We start from the raw sequence: 18122 nt of genomic DNA on the forward strand, positions 1-18122 counted from the left end.
CTGCTCGTACCGGCCCTGCCAGCCGATTCCGGATGCCTCGATCATGCCCATCACGTACAGTCCGTTGAACGTCGGCGGGAACACGTTGAGATACAGACGCGGTGCCATGCCTGTCCACGCGAGCTCCGCACGATCCACGAACGGATAGTCGAGCTTGTACCCGGTCGCCAGCAGCACCATGTCGTACTCGCCCGAGGATCCGTCGCGGAAGCGGACGGTGCGCCCCTCGAAGCGGTCGACGTCGGGGACGATGCGGAGGTCGCCCTGGCCGAGATGATTCAGGATCAACGTGTTGACGATGGGGTGCGACTCGTAGATCCGGTAGTCCGGCCGGGGGAAGCCGAAGCGCACCGGGTCTCCGGTGAACGCCCGGAGCACGCGGCTGTCGACGAACTGCTTGATCCGCGCGGGGAGGGGCCGGCCCTGATTGAGCGTGTCGGAGGGGCGGCCGAACAGATAGCGGGGCACGAAGTAGTAGCCGCGCCGCACGCTCATGTCCACCGACGCGGCGTGATGCACGGCGTCGACCGCGATGTCGCAGCCGGAGTTGCCCGCGCCGATGATGAGCACACGCTTGCCGGTGAGCTGAGTCGCGGACTTGTACGCGCTGGTGTGGAGCAGCTCCCCGGCGAACTCGCCGCGGAAGGCGGGAACGTTCGGCTCGGCGAGCGTTCCGTTGGCGAGGATCACCCCGTCGTAGCGCCGCGTGATCGACCGCGCGCCCGCGGCCGCCGCCACGTCCTCGGGGTCCGCCGAAGCGGGGACCTCCGGTGCCACCTCAGCCCGCAGCATCCAGCCCCCGTCGTCCGCGCGCTCCACGGCGGTGACCTTCGCGCCGAACCGGAACCGCTCGGTCAGCCCGAACCGGTCGGCGTACTCGCGGAAGTACCTGATGAGCTCACGATGACTCGGGTAGTCCGCTGCCGTGCGCATCGGGAACTCGGTGAACTCGGTGGTCGTGCGCGAAGAGATGAGGTGCGCCGACTCGTACATCGTGGAGCGGGGGTTGTCGATGTCCCACAGCCCGCCGACGCCCTGGGAGGCCTCGTAGCCGTCGAACGCGACGCCCGCCTTCTGCAGGGCACGCGCGGCGGCCAGGCCCGAAGGCCCGGCGCCGATGATGGCATACCGCTGATCGCTCATTGATCCCTCGCGTCCGTTCACACGTCGTCGTGTCGGCGTGACGATGCCGCCGACAGCACCCTATGGCCGGCGAGGCGGCAACAGAAATCGCGGTGAGCATGCGAGGGGGACCCCGCGCCCGACCCGTCAGAGAAAGAGAGCCAGGATGCCGCGGATGAGCACCACCGTCGCGCCCGCCCACGCGATCACCAGCATGGCGATCCGTGCGATCCGCGGCGAGATGTTCCGGGCGAGGATCGAGCCGATCGCGATCCCGGCGACGGTGGCGAGCACCAGCGCACCGACGTCCTCCCACGGTGTGAGGGGAAGACCACGCAAGGCGATCGACGCGACATCGAGCGCCACGAAGATCACCTGCGCGCTCGCCGCGAAGCGCACCTGGGCCCACCGGTCGCCCACCGCGTACGCCGCCAGCGGCGGACCGCCCAGCCCGCTCGCCGCGTTCATGAATCCGGCAGCCGACCCCGCGACGATCGCTCCGGGCCGACCGGAGAGCGAGGCGGAGAGGACGGGCAGGTGCCCGGCGACGAGGGCGAAGTAGGCCATGGCGGCGATCACGAGAAGCAGCGCAGCCTCCGGAAGCAGCCGCACGACGAGCACACCGAACGGAGCGGCCAGAAGGCCCGGCCACACCAGCCACCAGGTCCGGCGCCAGTCGATCCGCTTCCACACGAGCGGGATGGCGACGAGTGAGGCGACGAGGGCGAGGAGCACGGCGATCGTGATGCCTTCGACGGGACCGTACAGCAGCACGATGGGGCCGACGAGCACGAGGACGAAGCCGAGCCCGGTGACGCGCTGGATCACCGCGGCGACAAAGGCCGCGATGCCGGCGAGGATGACAGTCACAGACTCCCACTCTAGGCGGGTCGGACCGGTGCCCTCCCGTGTCGTCCATCGGAGCGCGCCGCGTGGACCGGTGCGGGGAGGATCGGATCTACGCCGAGATCTCCGCCTGCCGGGCGCGCACGATCGCCTCCACCTTCGGGAAGAGAGGATGTTCCGGCTCCAGGCCGGTCACCGACGCGGTGAACGACGCGGCATCCTGCTCACGCAGCATCCGCTGCAGGTCCATCGACTGGGCATCTTCTGTGTCGTCGAACGCGAGGGCCGCGCCCATCGCTGCGACCAGCGCGTCCACCCGCAGTCCCCGCTCGGCGGCCTCGGCCGCCGGCCCCACGAACCGCTCCTGGCGCGACAGCTTGCGCAGCGGCTGCCGTCCCACGCGCCACACGGTGTCGGGAAGACCCTCGTTGCGGAAGCGTCGAAGGATCGTCGCTCGGTACTCGGCGAGCGACTCGGGTTCGAACTCGTGCTTGGCGGCCAGCAGCGCCGATGTCTCCTCCAGCGCGGCGGTCACCTTGGCGGCGATCTCCGGGTCGGCGAGGGCGTCGGCGATGGTCTCGGCACCGGCGAGGGCGCCGAAGTACGCCGTCGCGGCGTGGCCGGTGTTGACGGTGAACAGCTTGCGCTCGATGTACGGCGCGAGGTCGTCGACGAAATGCGCGCCGGGGATGTTCGGCGGATCGTCGTCGAATGGCAGCCGTTCGATCGCCCACTCGAAGAACGGCTCGACGGTCACGTCGATGCCGGCCCCTTCGGGCTGCGCGGGCACGATGCGGTCGACGGCGGTGTTGGCGAACACCGCGCGCGAGGCCAGGGCGTCCCAGGCGTCGCCGGCGAGGGCACGCATCTCGTCGCGGAGCAGGTCGGTCGCGTTGATCGCGTTCTCGCACGCCATGACCTGCAGGGGTGGGCTCGACGGGTCGCGCAGCGCCAGCCCCGAGACGATGTGAGGCGCCACGAACTTCAGGATCGTCGGTCCGACGGCGGTGGTGACGACGTTGGCGCCCGCGATCTCTTCGATGACCTCATCGGGGTGCTCGGCGCTGTTGATCGCGCGGAACCCGGTCACCACGGTGTCGCGACCTCCTTCGCCCACCTCGTGCACCGTGTAGCGGTCGACGGCGTTGATCGCATCGACGAGGGGCGCCGCGACATCCGAGAACACCAGCTCGTAGCCGCCTTCATGCAGCAGCAGGCCGACGAAGCCCCGCCCGATGTTGCCGGCGCCGAAGTGGACGGCCTTCATCACACGCCCGCCGCCGAGACGAGCCCGAACAGCTCCTCGGGCGTCTGTGCCGCCTTGAGGCGGGCCACGTCGTCTTCGTCGGAGAAGAGGATGGCGATCTGCGACAGGATCTCGAGGTGCTCGTCGCCCTTGCCCGCGATGCCGATGACGAAGGTGACCGGGTTGCCGTCCCAGTCCACGCCGCCGTCGTAGCGCACCACGGAGAGGGCAGACTCGAGGATCTCGCCCTTCGTCTCGTTGGTGCCGTGCGGGATCGCCAGTTCGTTGCCCATGTAGGTCGAGACCGTCTGCTCGCGCTGCAGCATGGCGTCGTAGTAGGCGCCGGTGACCGCGCCGACGGACTGCAGGATGTCGGCCGCCTCCCGCATCGCCTCGTCGCGCGTCGCGCTGCCGGAGTGGATGCGCACCTGACCGATGCTCAGAACCTCGCGTGCCATGTTCTCGCCCTTTCTGTCTTCCTGTCGCTCGTGCTCTCTCGCGGTGCCGCCGGGAACGGATGCCGCCTCCGCCGTCTCGGTCCGATCCCGGACCGAGACCGGACCGAAGCGGTGGGGCCGGGGGCATCTCGCCGGCCCGGCCCCGCCGCGGTCTCAGCTACGCACCATCCTCGTGCTGCGCGCGGACCAGGTCCACGACCTCGTCGTACCTGGGCGAGTTCATGAAGTTGTCCACCGACACGTGGACCGAGTTCGGCGTCTTCTGCCGCGCGCGGTCGGTGAGCTGGTTCTGAGTGATGACCAGGTCGGCCGACGGGTCGAGGGCCGCGATCGCCTTGTTGGTGACCGTGACGTCCTCGATGCCCGCCTTCTTGATCTTGTTGCGCAGGACGCTCGCCCCCATGGCGGAGGAGCCCATGCCCGCGTCGCACGCGAACACGATGTTCTTGATCTCGCGCTCGGTCATGGTCGCCGGCTCGATACCGCCATCCGTCTGGGTGGCGGCGCCGCCGCGGAGACCGTCCAGGTGCGCCGAGGACTTGCCCTTGGCGGCCGCGGTCTGCGTGATCGCCGCGCCGAAGGCGTCGTCCGTCGCCGCCATCGCCTCCAGGTCGCGCTTGCGCGAGGCGCGCAGGATGACCCACGAGATGAGGAACGTCACGGTGGCGGCCAGCACCACCGACAGAAGAACCGCGAAATAGGAGTTGTTCGCGATCTGCGCGATCACCGCGAAGATGCTGCCCGGTGCCGCCGGGGCCCGCAGCGCGCCGCCGAGGAGCATGTTCGTGGTGACGCCGGTCATACCGCCCGCGATGAGCGCCAGGATCAGCATCGGCTTCATGAGCGCGTACGGGAAGTACACCTCGTGGATGCCGCCGAAGAACTGGATGACGGCAGCACCGGGTGCCGAGGCACGCGCGGCGCCGATCCCGAAGAACGTGAACGCCAGCAGCAGGCCGACGCCCGGACCGGGGTTGGCCTCGAGGAGGAACAGGATCGACGAACCGGTCTCGGCCGACTGCTGGATGCCCAGCGGCGTCAGCACACCGTGGTTGATGGCGTTGTTCAGGAAGAACACCTTCGCCGGCTCGATGATGATGCTCGTCAGCGGCAGAAGGTTCATCGAGACGAGCCAGTCGACCGCGTTGCTGAGGATCTGCATGAGTCCGTTGACGACCCAGGCGATCGGGTAGAAGCCGAGGATCGCCAGCGCGAAGCCCCAGATGCCCGCCGAGAACATGTTCACGAGCATCTCGAAGCCGGCCTTGATCTTGCCCTCCCACAGGCTGTCGAGCCACTTCATGGAGTAGGCCGCGATCGGCGCCATGATCATCGCGCCGATGAACATGTGGACCTGGCCGAGCTGGTTGTCGGCGGGCAGGTCGGCGTTGATCTGCGCGATGAGGTAGTCAGACCCCGCGATCGCGCCGAAGGTGCCGATCGAGGCGACGACGCCGCCGCGTACGCCGTAGATGATGCTGCCGCCGGTGTAGGCGATGAGGATCGGCAGCAGGTAGTGGATGAACGGTCCGACCAGCGTCGCCAGCGCCGGAACCGGAGTCCAGCCGACCGCGATGAAGAACGCGGTGAAGATGCCCCACGCGATCAGCGCGGGGATGTTCGGCATGATCATGCCGGACAGGAACGTGCCGAAGCGCTGGACTCCGACCCGTGCCTTGCTCGTGCCCGTGGCGGGCACTGACGCCGTTGTCATTTCACTGTCTCCTTGTGTGTGTTCGGGAGGGGGTGTTCATCGGGTGGCCGCCGGTGCGGCGGTGTTCGTGGCCGCGCCGGCGGCGTTCGCCGCCGCGAGGCGAGCGGATGCCGCGTCGGAGGCGGCGAGGGCGGCCGAGGCGATCTCGCGCGCCTGGTCGAGGGTGTGCTGCAGCAGCGTCGCCCGGACGTCGGCGAGCGCCGTCGGCGCCATGGACAGGCTCGTGGCCCCGAGGCCGACGAGCACGACGGCCAGAAGCGGGTCGGCCGCCGCCTCGCCGCAGATGCCGACCGGCTTGCCGGTGGCCCGGCCCGCCTCGCCGACCTCGCGCACCAGGCGCAGCACCGCCGGGTGCCACGGGTCCTGGAACGAGGCGACCGAGCCGAGCAGCCGGTCGGCGGCGAGCGTGTACTGCGTGAGATCGTTGGTGCCGATGGAGGCGAAGTCCGCTTCGGCGAGGATGCGATCGGCCAGCAGTGCCGACGACGGCACTTCCACCATGACGCCGGCCGTCTTGATGCCGTAGTCGCGAGCCATCTCGACGAAGTAGGCGGTCTCTTCCACGGTCGAGACCATCGGAGCCATGACCCACAGGTCCGCGTCGGTCGCGGCATCCGCCTCGGCAAGGGCAGTGAGCTGCTCACGCAGGATGTCTTCGCTGGCGCGCAGCGCGCGCAGTCCCCGCAGTCCCAGGGCGGGGTTCTCCTCGTGCGCGTCGTTGAGGAAAGCCAGCGGCTTGTCGGCCCCGGCGTCGAGCACGCGCACGACGACCTTCTTGCCGGGGAAGGCCGCGAGCAGCTTGGTGTACGACTCGCGCTGCTGCTCGACGGTGGGCGCCTGGTTGGAGCTCAGGAAGAGGAATTCGGTGCGGAACAGGCCCACGCCCTCGGCGCCGAGCGCGACCGCATCCGCCGCGCCCTCCGGATTACCGAGATTGGCCAGCAGCGGGATGGCCGTGCCGTCCGCGAGGGCGCCGTCGGTGATCGGCGCCGAGGCGGCCGCAGCACGATCGGCGGCCCGGCGGTCGGCCCGCTCCAGCTCGTCGGCGGTCGGCTCGGTGGTCACGACGCCGGCCGCGGCATCCACGATGACGGTCTCGCCGTCGCGCAGGCCTTTCGCGTCGACGGCGCCGACAACGGCGACGATCGACTTCTCCCGCGCGAGGATCGCGGTGTGCGAGGTCGGGCCGCCCTCCGTCGTCACCAGCGCGAGCACCTTGTCGAGGTCGAGCAGCGCCGTGTCAGCGGGAGCAAGGTCTTTCGCAACGAGGACGAACGGGTACCCCGGATCCGGCACACCGGGAGCCGCGACCCCGCGCAGGCGCGCGATGACGCGCTGGGCGACGTCATCGAGGTCGGCGGCCCGCTCGCCGAGATATCCGCCCAGCGCGGTGAGCTGATCGCGGAACGAGGCGAACGCGTCGAACACCGCGAACTCGCCCGTCTTGCCCTGAGCGATGCGCGCGTTGACCTCGTCGGCGAGAGTCGGATCCTCCGCCATCATCGCCTGCGCCTCGAGCACCTCCTGGGCGGCGCCGCCTGCCTGCGTGCCGCGTGCTTCGAGCTCGCGGGCGACGGCGGCGACGGCCTCCGCTACCCGTGCCTTCTCCTCGTCGGCGGCCAGCGTGCTGGGCTCGTCGGAGGGGGCCGGAAGCGGCTCCGCCATGCGCGCGACCGGTCCCTGGGCCACGCCCAGCCCGATGCCGACTCCTCGCAGCTCGCTCATGTCAGGCCTCCGCGTCGTGGTCGGTGGTCAACAGCTCCGCCAGCCGGTCGAGCGTGGGCTCGGCGCCCTCGCCGTCGGCTGTCAGCGTCACGTAGTCGCCCTGCTCCACGCCCAGCGCGATGACGCCCAGGATGCTCGCTGCGTTCACCGGGCTTCCGGCATCCTTGGCGATCGTGACCGGGATGCCGGCATCCTTCGCCGCCTGCGCGAACAGCTTGGCGGGGCGTGCGTGCAGCCCGTGCGCGGATCCGATGCGGACGGTCCGGGAGGTGGGTGGCATGTCGTGACCTCTCTGTCTGTCTCGTTCAGGTCTGTCGGTGTCGTCGGGTTCAGGTCTGTTCGGTGCCCGCCGCGGCGCGGACGAGGGCGAGCGTTCGGGTGCCGTCCCTGTCGGTGAAGATGTCGGACGGCAGCAGCACCACCGTCGCCCCCCGTGCGGCGGCATCCCGTTCGATGCGCTCGAGCGCATGAGCCAGGTGCGGTCCCACGAGGACGACATCCACGGCATCGAGATCGATCGGGAGCGACTGCTCGGTGCCGGCGAAGGCGGCGTAGTCGAGTCCCTGGGCATGGGCTGCGTGCCGCACGCGCTGTGCGACGAAGGTGCTCGAGGCACCCGCTCCGCAGACCACCAGGATCCTCATCGATCCGCCTCCTCACTGGCAATTCTTGTGAGGACGCTGAGAGTGGACAACCAGTCCTTCTTCCGCAGGGGCGGAAACGCGCGGGCCCCGCGGGCAGGCGGCCGTGGTTGACTGGGCTGGTGACCCGCGCCCGGCAAGATCGCGTGCTCGGCCTTCTCCTGCGCGACGGCGACTGGGTGACGGCGTCAGCTCTCGCGGACGCGCTCGGCGTCACGCCGCGCAGCATCCGGTCGTATGTTACGGCGGCCAACGCACGCGTCCACCCCGGCATCGCCGTGGAGTCCGGGCCGCAGGGTTATCGCGCCGGCCCGGACGCACCTGCGGCGCTGCGTGCGGGCACGGAGTCGGGCACGCCCCGCGACCGGCTGCACACGCTGGTGCGGGCCCTGCTGGACGCCCCCGACGGGATCGACGTCTTCGAGACCGCGGACGCGCTGCACGTCTCTCCCGCGACCCTCGATGCCGACCTGGCCCGGGTGCGAGGACTGCTGGGCGGCACGGACCTCACGCTGGAGCGGTCGGCGTCGCGCGCGCGGCTGCGCGGGACCGAGGGGGCGCAGCGCCGGCTGTTGAGCCGGCTGGCGCACGACGAGATGGATGCCGGTGCCTTCGATCTCGCGGCCCTGCGCCGCACGCTCGGCGAAGGGTCGGTGGGCGCCGAGGCGTTCGGGCCGTTCAAGACGGAGCTGGTCGCGCGCCTGGGCGACCTCGGCTGGTTCGTCAACGAGTTCGGCATCGGGGACGTCGTCATGCACATCGCGATCGCCGCCGACCGCACCGCCCGCGACCGGCCGCTCGACGCGGGGGAGGCCGTCGCGGGAACCTCGGAGCGTCCGACGCAGGCGCAGGTCGCCGGCATCATCGCCGAGCTGGCGGAGCGCCATCTCGGGGTGCGGCTGGGCACCGCCGATCTGCAGCACCTGTCGACACTCGTGCTCACGAGGGTGGTCGCTCCCGACGGACCCGGCGGGGCGGCATCCGGGTCGCCGCCCGCGCTCGATGCGGAGGTGGCCGCCGCGGTCCGGGAGGTCGTCGTGGCCGCGGCGGACGAGTTCCTCGTCGACATCGTGCACGAGGACTTCATCGCGCGCCTGGCCCTGCACGTGCAGAACCTGCTGCACCGCGCGCGTGAGCAGGCGTGGTCGCGTAACCCGCTCACGCGGTCGCTGAAGTCGACGTACCCGATGATCTTCGAGGTCGCGGTGTTCATCGCGAGCCGCCTGCAGCAGCGTCTGGGAATCCCGCTGCCCGATGACGAGATCGCGTACATCGCCATGCACGTCGGCGGCCGACTCGAACGCAGTCGCCGGGCCGATCAGCTGCTCACCGCGACGATCGTCTGCCCCGGGTACTACGACCTGCATGAGCTGCTGCGATCGAGCGTCGACCGGTCGCTCGGGCAGGCGATCGAAGTGGTCGGCGTCGAGACCCGCGTCGACCCCGACTGGGCGTCGATCGACACCGACCTCGTGCTCACGACGATCGACCCGCCGGTGGCGGGGGAGCGGATCGTCCGGATCCAGCCGTTCCTCACCGACGGCGACATCGAGCGTGTCCAGGCCGCGGCCAGCCGCATCCGCCGAACGCGGCGGCTGGCGCGCCTGCGCGCCGAGCTCGAGCGCTACTTCGAGCCGACCGCGTTCGTCCGGGGGCTGGACGACGCGGCCGGGGAGGAGGGCGTGATCCGCCGGCTCGGCGCGCTGCTGGAGGGTCGCGGCGTCATCGACGCCGAGTACGTCCAGCGCACGATCGAGCGCGAGCGGCTGTCGTCCACGGCGTTCACCGACGCGCTCGCGGTCCCGCACGCCCTGGAGATGACGGCATCCCGCACCGCCATCGCGATCGGCATCGCCGACCCGTCGATCGCGTGGGGCGACGGCCGGGTGCAGGTAGTCGCCCTGGTGGCCTTCTCCGAGACCGACCGCGAGGCGTTCCAGACCGTGTTCGAGCAGTTCGTCGAGGTGTTCAGCGAGCGCGAGAGCGTGCAGCGCATCGTGCGTCGCGGCACGGACTTCAACGCCTTCCTCGACGAGCTCGTCGCCGTCATCGACGGCTGAACTTCGGCATCCGCGCCGGCGTGTGGTCGTTTCGTGTCCGGGTTTGGGCGGATGCTCGCGCCCCCGCGTTTCCGGAGTCCCGGCCGGTCGGGTTTGGGGCGCATTCCGGACGTTTGGGGCGGAAGTCACGCGCCCCGAGCGGACGCGATGCGCCCCGAACGGACGCGAAGCGCCCCGAACGGATACCGTGCATGCCCGACTCACCGGGTTGTCCGGGTGCCGGGTCCCCTGTTCCCAGAGTCCCGGCCGAATCCGGGTTTGGGGCGCATTCCGGACGTTTGGGGCGCATTCCGGACGTTTGGGGCGGACATCACGCGCCCCGAGCGGACGCGAAGCGCCCCGAACGGACGCCCTGGATGCCCAACTCACCGGGCTGTCCAATGGGGAGGCCGGATCCCGAAGGCATCGAGCCGCAGGCGCAAGTCCGCGGCCGTCGTGATGTGGGGCCAGCCCCACCGGGCGTAGCGGCGTTGCGTCGTTCCGCGGATCCAGTCCTCGCGCTGCTTCTCCTCGTCGAGTACCTGCGACGACGTCCGTCCGTCGAGAAGATGTCCGTCGACGTACTTGAGTGATCCGTCGAACTCCCCGAACGCTTCGACGTCCTCCAAGCCGAAGTCGACGAAGTACAGGCGATGCCCGGGGCCTGGCACCGGGACTTGGAGACGGATGTCACGGAATCCGATCTCGTACAGCCGGATGCGGCTGATGCTCTCGCCAGGCAGCTGAGCGCGACCATCCGCGAAATCGAGCACCCGCCGCGCCCGGGTGACGCCGTGAGCGGAGCGGCGCGCGATCTCGAGCGCTGCCTGCCGGAACCGCTCCGCTCCATCGACGTCGTATTCGCCGCGGGCGCCGAGGAACTGCTGGCGAAGCGCCGCATCGGCCACCGTCACCGCCTGTTCGAACGTGGCCGTCCGCGCGACGTCGGAAACGGTGCGTGCGAGGGATGTGACGTGCAGTCCGTGCATCTCGACGACGTCATCATCGGCGAGCTCTCCGCGGTGGCGGATCACGCCACCCGCCCGCCCGGGCCGCGAATGCGGGGCGATGACGTGGGCACGATGGCGATCGGCGCGGTAGAGCGGCAGTCCGTGCACTGCCGCCGCTGTCTCGTGCGATATGACCGGACTGGTCGCGGCCGTCAGCGTCAGGGCGCGCGCCCGGCCCACGGCGCGGGCTTCGGGACTCGCTCGATCCCAGTCCGCGGAAGGCACATACACGCCGGGACGCAGCCGCATCAGTTGGCCCGCCCGCACCTGCGCCGCAAGTCGCCTGGGTGTCATCGTGCCGAGAAGCTGGTCGCGTCGGAACAGAGTCAGGTGAGTCACACCCGTGAGTCTGTGACGAACGCATCGCGAAATGGCCGTCGAGGACGGACATTGTGGAGAAGATCCGGCTGGGGAGGAGAGGACGCCCAACCCCGGGGCCTCCGGCGGTCGCCTGGGGTTTGGGGCGCGTTCCGGACGTTTGGGGCGCGACCTGTGCGCCCCGAACGCGCCCTGTGCGCCCCAAACTCCGGAGAGAAGCGACGTCAGGGGGACGGACGGATGCCGCGGCGCCGGTTAGCCCGGGCATCCGGTGCTCGCCTCGGGTTTGGGGTGCGTTCCGGACGGTTGGGGCGCGAGCCGTGCGCCGCGAACGCGAGCCGTGCGCCCCAAACCCGAAGACCCGAACGCACGTGGTGCGCCCCGAACCCGGGAGAGAAGCGACGTCGAGAGGACGGACGGATGCCGCGGCGCCGGTTAGCCCCGGCCTCCCGTGCCTCTCCCGGGGTTGGGGCGCGTTTCGGACGGTTGGGGCGCGAGCTGTGCGCCCCGAACGGACGTCGTGCGCCCCGAACGTACGTGGTGCGCCCCAAACCCGTACACCCGAGCCATGACCCCGGGCATCCGGTGGTCGCCTCGGGTTTGGGGCGCGTTCCGGACGGTCGGGGCGCGTCCCGTGCGCCCCGAACGGACGTCGTACGCCCCGAACGCGCGCCGTGCGCGCCAAACCCGAAGGCCCGAGCCGTACCCGGCGGGAGGAGGGGCGGATGGATGCCGCGGCCCCGGTCAGCCGCGGGCGAGGCGCTCCTGCAGTCCGAGCCGCACGGCGGGCCATTCGTGGGGGAGGATCGAGAAGACCACGGTGTCCCGAAGGGTGCCGTCCGGACCGAGGCGATGGTTGCGCAGCACGCCGTCCTGCTTCGCGCCGAGCCGCGCGATGGCGGCCCGTGACTGCCGGTTGTGCCAGTGGGTGCGCAGCTCCACGGCGATGGCGTCGCACGCGTCGAACGCGTGGCCGAGCAGCAGCAGCTTCGCCGCCGTGTTCACCGCGGTGCGCTGTGCTTCGACGCCGATCCACGTGTGGCCGATCTCGACGTGCCGGTTCGCCTGGTCGATGTTGCAGAAGGTCGTCGTGCCGACCACTCGTCCGGTGTCCAGGCGTCGCACGGCCCACGGGTTCATGTGGCCCTCGTCGCGCCAGGTCAGCCGCTGGGTGATGTCGGCCGCGACGGCCTCGGGACGCGGCACCGAGGTGTACCAGGTGTGCTCGAGGCCGATCGCCGCTGCACGGAGGTCGGCCTCGTGGTCGGCGCTCAGCGGCTCGAGACGGACGTACGCATTCTCGAGCGTGATGGGCAGGGTGAGCAGCATCCTCCGAGCCTACGACTCGATCTGCGCCGACTCATGCCGTCATACTTCGCAATTGTCGGCCCCCGTCGAGCTTCGTTCCGATGGGTCCGCTTAGGCTCGAACGGTGCGTCCATTCCGGCGCATGCACAGCGAAGAGGACCCGAACACGATGAAGACGAAGAGGCGACTGATCGCGCCCCTTGCACTGGCACTGGCTGCGACCATCGGCCTGGCCGCCTGTGCACAGGGCGGCGCCGCACCCGAGAACACCTCCGCCGCCGAGGCGACCGGCCAGCTCACGTACGCGATCGCGAGCGACCCTTCGTCGCTCAACCCGATCAACGTCAGCGACCGCTGGGGTCTGACCGTCACGAACCTCGTCTACTCGCCGCTGGCGCGCGTCGAGGCCGACGGCACAGTCGTCAACGAGCTCGCCGACTCCATCGAGCCGGCCGAGGACGGCCTCTCGGTGACGGTGACCCTCAAGGACGGCCTGAAGTGGTCCGACGGCGAGCCGCTGACGGCCGACGATGTCGTCTTCACCTACACGAACAAGGCGGTCCGCGAGAACGGCAACGCCGACCTCCTCTACGTGGGCGACCAGCCGATCACGGCCGAGGCGACCGACGAGCGCACCGTCGTGTTCCACCTGCCGAGCGTCAGCGCGGCGGCCCTCAGCAACATCGCCACCGAGACCTACATCATCCCTGAGCACGTGTACGGCGATGTCACCGACTTCTCCGTCACCGAGCTCGACCCGATCGCGGTCGGCTCGGGCCCGTACAAGCTGACCGAGTACGAGCGGGGCCAGTACCTCACCTTCGAGGCCAACGAGAACTACTACGGCGAGGCGCCGAAGATCCCCGAGCTGACGCTGCGGATCGTGACCGACGCCAACACCGTCAAGACGGCGCTGCAGACGGGCGAGGTGGATGCCTCGTTCGCGACGCCCGACCAGATCACCGAGCTCGAGGGCGCCGGTCTCAACGTCTACCCGTACGCCGAAGGCCGGGTCGCCTACCTAGGACTGAACGCCGCGAAGCTCACCGACCCGAAGGTGCGCCAGGCGATCTTCTTCGCGCTGGACCGTGACGAGATCAACACCGGCGCGTTCCTCAGCGACGACTACTACGAGAACGCGTACACGATCCTGCCGCCGAGCAACGCCTTCGCGACCGAGGACGTGGAGAAGTACGAGCAGGACGTGGATGCCTCGGCCGCCCTGCTCGAAGAGGCCGGCGTCTCGGACCTCAGCTTCACCCTCGCCTACGCGGGCGCCGACCCCGCCCAGACCACCGAGGCGACGCTGATCCAGCAGCAGCTGAAGGATGCGGGCATCACGGTGGAGCTGGCGGGCATCGAGCCGGCCGCGGTCTTCGAGGAGATCCAGAAGGGCGCCGACTCGCAGTACGACGCGTTCCTCGGCGGTTACATCATGGGCCAGGACCCGGACGCCTACAGCCTGCTGTACCGCACCGGCGCCTCCGCCAACTACTTCTCGTACTCGAACCCGGCCACCGACGCCTTGTTCGACCAGGGTGCCGTCGAGCTCGACCCCGATGCCCGCAAGGAGATCTACGCGGACCTGCAGGCGCAGATCGCCGAGGACGCGGTGGTCTTCCCGCTCGCCGACAACCTCAAGATCCTCGCCGTGAACCCGCGGATCGGCGGCGTCGAGGACGCCAAGCTCGTTCCGATCTACACGTTCGAGAACTTCGGGCTCCTCACCGAGCAGTGAGTCGCCGACGTCACGGGTACCCTCACGGGTGCCCGTGACGTCGTCGTGTGTGCAGCGGCCGGCACCGGGCGGCGGCCCGGGCATCTGCGTCGCAGCCGAACGGCACACGTGAAAGGAGAACGATGGCGGTCTACATCCTCCGCCGCCTGCTGCAGGTCGTGCCGATGCTGCTGCTGGTGACGTTCGTCGTCTTCGCGCTCCTGCACGCCGCGCCGTACGACGTCGTCGACACGATCACGACGCCGCAGATGTCGGAAGAGACCAAGGCCGCCATGCGCGAGCGGTACGGACTGGATCAGCCCGTGGTCGTGCAGTACGGCCTGTGGCTGGTCAACGTCCTGCAGGGCGACTTCGGCTACTCGCTGGCCAGCCGGCACTCGATCGCCGAGGAGCTGGCCGTGCGCATCCCCAACACGATCATGCTGGTGGCTCCGGCGTACCTCGCCGCGCTGCTGCTGGCGATCGTGCTGGGGCTTGTGGCGGGCTCACGCCGCGGCACGGTGGTCGACAAGACGATCGACGGCCTGGCCGGCATCGGCATCGCGACCCCGTCGTTCTGGTTCGCGCTGCTGGTCATCTACATCTTCGGGTACCAGCTGCGCTGGTTCCCGATCATCGGCATGCACTCGGTCGGCAAGCAGGGCGACCCGGTCGACTTCCTCCTGCACTTCGTGATGCCCTTCGTGGTGCTGGTGGTGGCGTTCTTCCCGGAACTGGCACGGTATGTGCGCTCCGCCACGATCACCCAGCTCTCGCAGGACTACGTCCTGGTCCAGCGGGGCTTCGGTGCCTCGCGTCGTCAGGTGCTGACCCGGCACGTCAGCCGGAACGTGATGCTGCCGATCATCACCCAGCTGGGCCTTGCCCTTCCGATCCTCGTCACGGGTGCGATCGTGACCGAGTCGATCTTCGGCTGGCCCGGCATCGGCCCCTACTTCCTCACGGCCACGCGGAGCCTGGACTACCCCGTCGTGCTCGCGGTGCTGCTGCTGTCGGCCGTGCTCGTGATCGTCGGCAACCTCATCGCCGACATCCTCTACGTCCTCGTCGACCCGCGCATCCGGATCGGAGCGGGATCATGACATATTCCCCCGACGTCGTCGGAACCCCCGAGACCGCCGGCGCCATCGACGCCACCACGCTCGTCCACCGCACGCGGTCGTTCCGCTCCGTCTCGGCCATCCTCGCGATCGCCTTCCTCGCCGTCATCGGGCTCGTCTCGCTCCTCGCGCCGCTGCTGCCGCTGGACCCGACCACGACCGATCTCGCCATCCGATGGCAGCCGCCGAGCGCCGCACACTGGTTCGGCACCGACGAACTCGGACGCGACTACTTCTCGCGCGTCGTTTACGGCGGCCGCATCTCGCTGACCGTCGGCATCCTCGCGATGGCGGCCGCGACGGCCATCGGCGTGCTGGTGGGACTGATCGCGGGCTACGCGGGCGGCCGGGTCGACGATCTGCTGATGCGCTTCGTCGACTTCCTGTCGTCGATCCCGTGGATGGTGCTCGTCATCGTCGCGAGCGTGTTCCTCAAGCCGGGTCTGTGGACGATCATCTTCATCATCGCGGTGTTCTCATGGATGGCCACAGCCCGCCTGGTCCGCGCCGAGACGCTGACCCTGCGCGAGCGCCCCTTCGTCCGGTATGCGCGCTACATCGGCGTGCGGCGCGGCCTCGTGGTGTGGCGGCACGTCGTGCCTGATGCGACGCCGACGATCATCGTGGCCGCCACCGCCAGCATCTCGACCGCGATCCTCACCGAGTCGGCGCTCAGCTTCCTCGGTCTCGGCATCCAGCCGCCGATGGCCTCGTGGGGCAGCCTGCTGGAGACCGCGCAGGGCAGCCTCCAGACCGCGCCGTACCTGGCCCTGATCCCCGGTGTGCTGATCCTCGTGACGGTGCTGTCGTTCAACGTGCTCGGCGACGCGCTGCGACAGTCGGTCAGCGAAGGAGGCGGACGATGACGGATGCCGAATCCCCGCGCCCGCCCGCGTCTGCGGCCGCCGCGGCACCGGGCGACGTGCTGCTGAGCGTCGACGGCCTCGACGTCGACCTCCCGGGCCGCACCGGAGGCCGTGTACAGGTGCTCGACGACGTCTCGTTCCAGGTGCCGCGCGGACGTGTCGTCGGGATCGTGGGGGAGTCCGGTTCGGGCAAGACCATGCTGCTGCGCGCGCTGATGGGGATCCTCCCCGACGGTGCGACGCGCGAATGGCGCCAGGTCCTCCTCGATGGGGAGGACATCACGGCGTCGCTGCCGCGCCGCCCGCTTCCGGCGGCGATGGTCTTCCAGGACCCGATGACGTCGTTCAACCCGCTCGTGCGCATCGGCAAGCATCTCACCGAGGTCGTGCAGCGTTTTCAGCGCATCGGGCGCCGACAGACGTACGACCTGGCGAGGGACGCGCTCACCGCGGTGCGCATCCCCGATCCCGACCGCGTGATGTCGCGCTACCCGCACGAGCTCTCGGGCGGCATGCGCCAGCGGGCCATGATCGCCATGGCGCTGCTCGCGCGGCCCGAACTGCTGTTGGCCGATGAGCCGACCACCGCGCTGGATGCGACGATCCAGGCGCAGATCCTGGCGCTCCTGCGCACCCTGCAGGCCGAGCGGGCACTGACGGTGCTCATCGTCACACACGACCTCGCGGTCGTCGCCGCGGTCTGCGACGACGTCCTCGTCATGAAGGACGGCCGGATCGTGGAGTCGGGCGAGGTGGAGCGCGTCTTCCGCGAGCCGCGGCATCCGTACACCCGCGAACTCCTGGCCGCCGTGCCCGGGGGCATCGAGAGCACGGCAGGAGCGGACTCGTGACCGACCAGACCCCGGCGCTGACCACCGGCGACCTCGTGCGCGTTCAGGGACTGGTGAAGACGTTCCCGGTGCGCAGCGCGTGGGGGCGCCGGCGCGGCGTGGTGCGCGCGGTCGACGGGATCGATCTGACCATCCGCCGAGGTGAGACGCTCGCCTTGGTCGGAGAGTCCGGCAGCGGCAAGTCGACGCTGGGACGCTGCATCCTGCAGATGGACGAGCCGACCAGCGGCACCGTCACCTACGACGGCGTGGAGCTCACGTCGCTCCCGCATGCTCGACGGGCCCCCTTCCATCGGTCCATGCAGGTGATCTTCCAGGATCCGTTCTCGTCCCTGAACCCGCACCGCACGGCACTGCAGAACGTCATGGAGCCTCTGGCCGTGCTCACGCCAGACGCCGACACCCGCGCTCAGGCGGTCGAAGCGCTCGCCGCGGTGGGGATCGACGGCGACGCGATCCACCGGCGCCCCCGCGCCTTCAGCGGCGGGCAGCGTCAGCGCATCGTCATCGCTCGCGCGATCGCCGTGCGGCCGGACTTCGTGGTCTGCGACGAGCCGCTCTCGGCCCTGGACATGTCGATCCAGGCGCAGGTGACCCACCTGCTGCTGCGGCTGCAGCGAGAACTGCAGCTGACCTATCTGTTCATCTCCCACGACCTGTCGGTGGTGCGCGAGATCGCCGACCGCACCGCCGTCATGAACCGCGGTCGCATCGTGGAGCTGGGGCCCACCGCCGAGGTCTTCGCCTCCCCGCAGCACGCCTACACCCGCCACCTGCTCGACGCCGCCCTCTCGACCGATCCCGGCACGGCCCGGCGGCGGCTCGAGCGCATCTCCGCCCGGCCCGACCCGGTCGGTCTGGAGCCCGACGGCACGACGCTCGCCGAGGTCTCACCCGGCCACTTCGTTCTGCGCTGAACCGTCCCCCTGGTTTGGGGCGCGCGACGGGTGTTCGGGGCGCGCTGGATGCGCCCCGGACGGACGTTCCGCGCCCCGAACCGGAGGGGGAGCGCCGATCGAGCCGAACGGATGCTGCGCTGGACCGTCCCCGGGGGGTTTGGGGCGCGCGAGGGGCGTTCGCGGCGCGCGGGCTGCGCCCCGAACCCGAGTGCTGCGCCCCGAACGGACGTTCTGCGCCCCG

The 18122-nt window shown here is 70.1% G+C and carries 16 protein-coding genes; 6 read left to right on the forward strand and 10 right to left on the reverse strand.

Annotated features, from left to right (window positions below):
* From C9992_RS12380 to C9992_RS12415, 8 genes are all read right to left on the reverse strand, one after another.
* Nucleotides 1-1143, reverse strand: a 1143-nt coding sequence (locus C9992_RS12380) for a flavin-containing monooxygenase (protein ID WP_106815940.1), incomplete at its 3' end; no start/stop codon positions are given.
* Nucleotides 1144-1269: 126 nt separating this feature from the next.
* Nucleotides 1270-1992, reverse strand: coding sequence for a sulfite exporter TauE/SafE family protein (locus C9992_RS12385; RefSeq protein WP_160150885.1), 723 nt, complete (start codon nt 1990-1992; stop codon nt 1270-1272).
* An 88-nt stretch (nt 1993-2080) separates the two neighbouring features.
* Nucleotides 2081-3235 (reverse strand): mannitol-1-phosphate 5-dehydrogenase, encoded by a 1155-nt coding sequence (locus tag C9992_RS12390; protein ID WP_106815942.1) that lies wholly within the window; start codon nt 3233-3235, stop codon nt 2081-2083.
* Nucleotides 3235-3672: a PTS sugar transporter subunit IIA gene (locus C9992_RS12395; protein ID WP_106815943.1), complete on the reverse strand. Its 438-nt coding sequence runs from the start codon at nt 3670-3672 to the stop codon at nt 3235-3237. Before C9992_RS12395 ends, C9992_RS12390 begins: the two co-directional genes overlap by 1 nt.
* A gap of 157 nt (nt 3673-3829) precedes the next feature.
* Entirely contained in the window at nt 3830-5386 is a 1557-nt protein-coding gene (locus tag C9992_RS12400) for a PTS mannitol transporter subunit IICB (RefSeq protein ID WP_106815944.1), read from the reverse strand.
* Nucleotides 5387-5422: 36 nt separating this feature from the next.
* The gene (ptsP, locus tag C9992_RS12405) at nt 5423-7111 is read right to left on the reverse strand and encodes a phosphoenolpyruvate--protein phosphotransferase (RefSeq protein WP_106815945.1); all 1689 of its coding nucleotides are present in this window, start codon (nt 7109-7111) and stop codon (nt 5423-5425) included.
* A 1-nt stretch (nt 7112) separates the two neighbouring features.
* Entirely contained in the window at nt 7113-7391 is a 279-nt protein-coding gene (locus tag C9992_RS12410; protein ID WP_106815946.1) for an HPr family phosphocarrier protein, read from the reverse strand.
* 49 nt (nt 7392-7440) lie between these two features.
* Nucleotides 7441-7755, reverse strand: coding sequence for a PTS sugar transporter subunit IIB (locus C9992_RS12415; protein WP_106815947.1), 315 nt, complete (start codon nt 7753-7755; stop codon nt 7441-7443).
* A gap of 119 nt (nt 7756-7874) precedes the next feature.
* Here C9992_RS12415 and C9992_RS12420 point away from each other — a divergent pair, with 119 nt between their 5' ends.
* Nucleotides 7875-9812, forward strand: a complete 1938-nt coding sequence (locus C9992_RS12420; protein WP_106815948.1) for a BglG family transcription antiterminator — start codon at nt 7875-7877, stop codon at nt 9810-9812.
* Nucleotides 9813-10177: 365 nt separating this feature from the next.
* Here the strand turns inward: C9992_RS12420 and C9992_RS12425 are convergent, their stop codons facing one another.
* Both C9992_RS12425 and C9992_RS12430 read right to left on the reverse strand, forming a co-directional pair.
* Entirely contained in the window at nt 10178-11140 is a 963-nt protein-coding gene (locus tag C9992_RS12425) for a type IV toxin-antitoxin system AbiEi family antitoxin domain-containing protein (protein WP_146145327.1), read from the reverse strand.
* A gap of 723 nt (nt 11141-11863) precedes the next feature.
* On the reverse strand, nt 11864-12448 hold the full coding sequence (locus tag C9992_RS12430) for a GNAT family N-acetyltransferase (RefSeq protein ID WP_106815950.1): 585 nt from the start codon (nt 12446-12448) through the stop codon (nt 11864-11866).
* A 121-nt stretch (nt 12449-12569) separates the two neighbouring features.
* On the opposite strand from C9992_RS12430, the gene C9992_RS12435 reads away from it, so the two are divergent.
* From C9992_RS12435 to C9992_RS12455, 5 genes are all read left to right on the forward strand, one after another.
* On the forward strand, nt 12570-14165 hold the full coding sequence (locus C9992_RS12435) for an ABC transporter substrate-binding protein (RefSeq protein WP_235008218.1): 1596 nt from the start codon (nt 12570-12572) through the stop codon (nt 14163-14165).
* 122 nt (nt 14166-14287) lie between these two features.
* On the forward strand, nt 14288-15247 hold the full coding sequence (locus tag C9992_RS12440) for an ABC transporter permease (RefSeq protein WP_106815951.1): 960 nt from the start codon (nt 14288-14290) through the stop codon (nt 15245-15247).
* Nucleotides 15244-16131, forward strand: coding sequence for an ABC transporter permease (locus C9992_RS12445; protein WP_200826324.1), 888 nt, complete (start codon nt 15244-15246; stop codon nt 16129-16131). The genes C9992_RS12440 and C9992_RS12445 overlap by 4 nt, the downstream gene beginning before the upstream one ends.
* Nucleotides 16128-16982 carry an ABC transporter ATP-binding protein gene (locus tag C9992_RS12450; protein ID WP_106815952.1) on the forward strand — a complete coding sequence of 285 codons (855 nt, stop codon included), beginning with the start codon at nt 16128-16130 and terminating at the stop codon, nt 16980-16982. The genes C9992_RS12445 and C9992_RS12450 overlap by 4 nt, the downstream gene beginning before the upstream one ends.
* Nucleotides 16979-17899 carry an ATP-binding cassette domain-containing protein gene (locus C9992_RS12455; protein WP_106815953.1) on the forward strand — a complete coding sequence of 307 codons (921 nt, stop codon included), beginning with the start codon at nt 16979-16981 and terminating at the stop codon, nt 17897-17899. The genes C9992_RS12450 and C9992_RS12455 overlap by 4 nt, the downstream gene beginning before the upstream one ends.
* The last annotated feature ends 223 nt before the right edge of the window (nt 17900-18122 follow it).

Source organism: Microbacterium timonense (assembly GCF_900292075.1).
Lineage (GTDB): Bacteria > Actinomycetota > Actinomycetes > Actinomycetales > Microbacteriaceae > Microbacterium > Microbacterium timonense.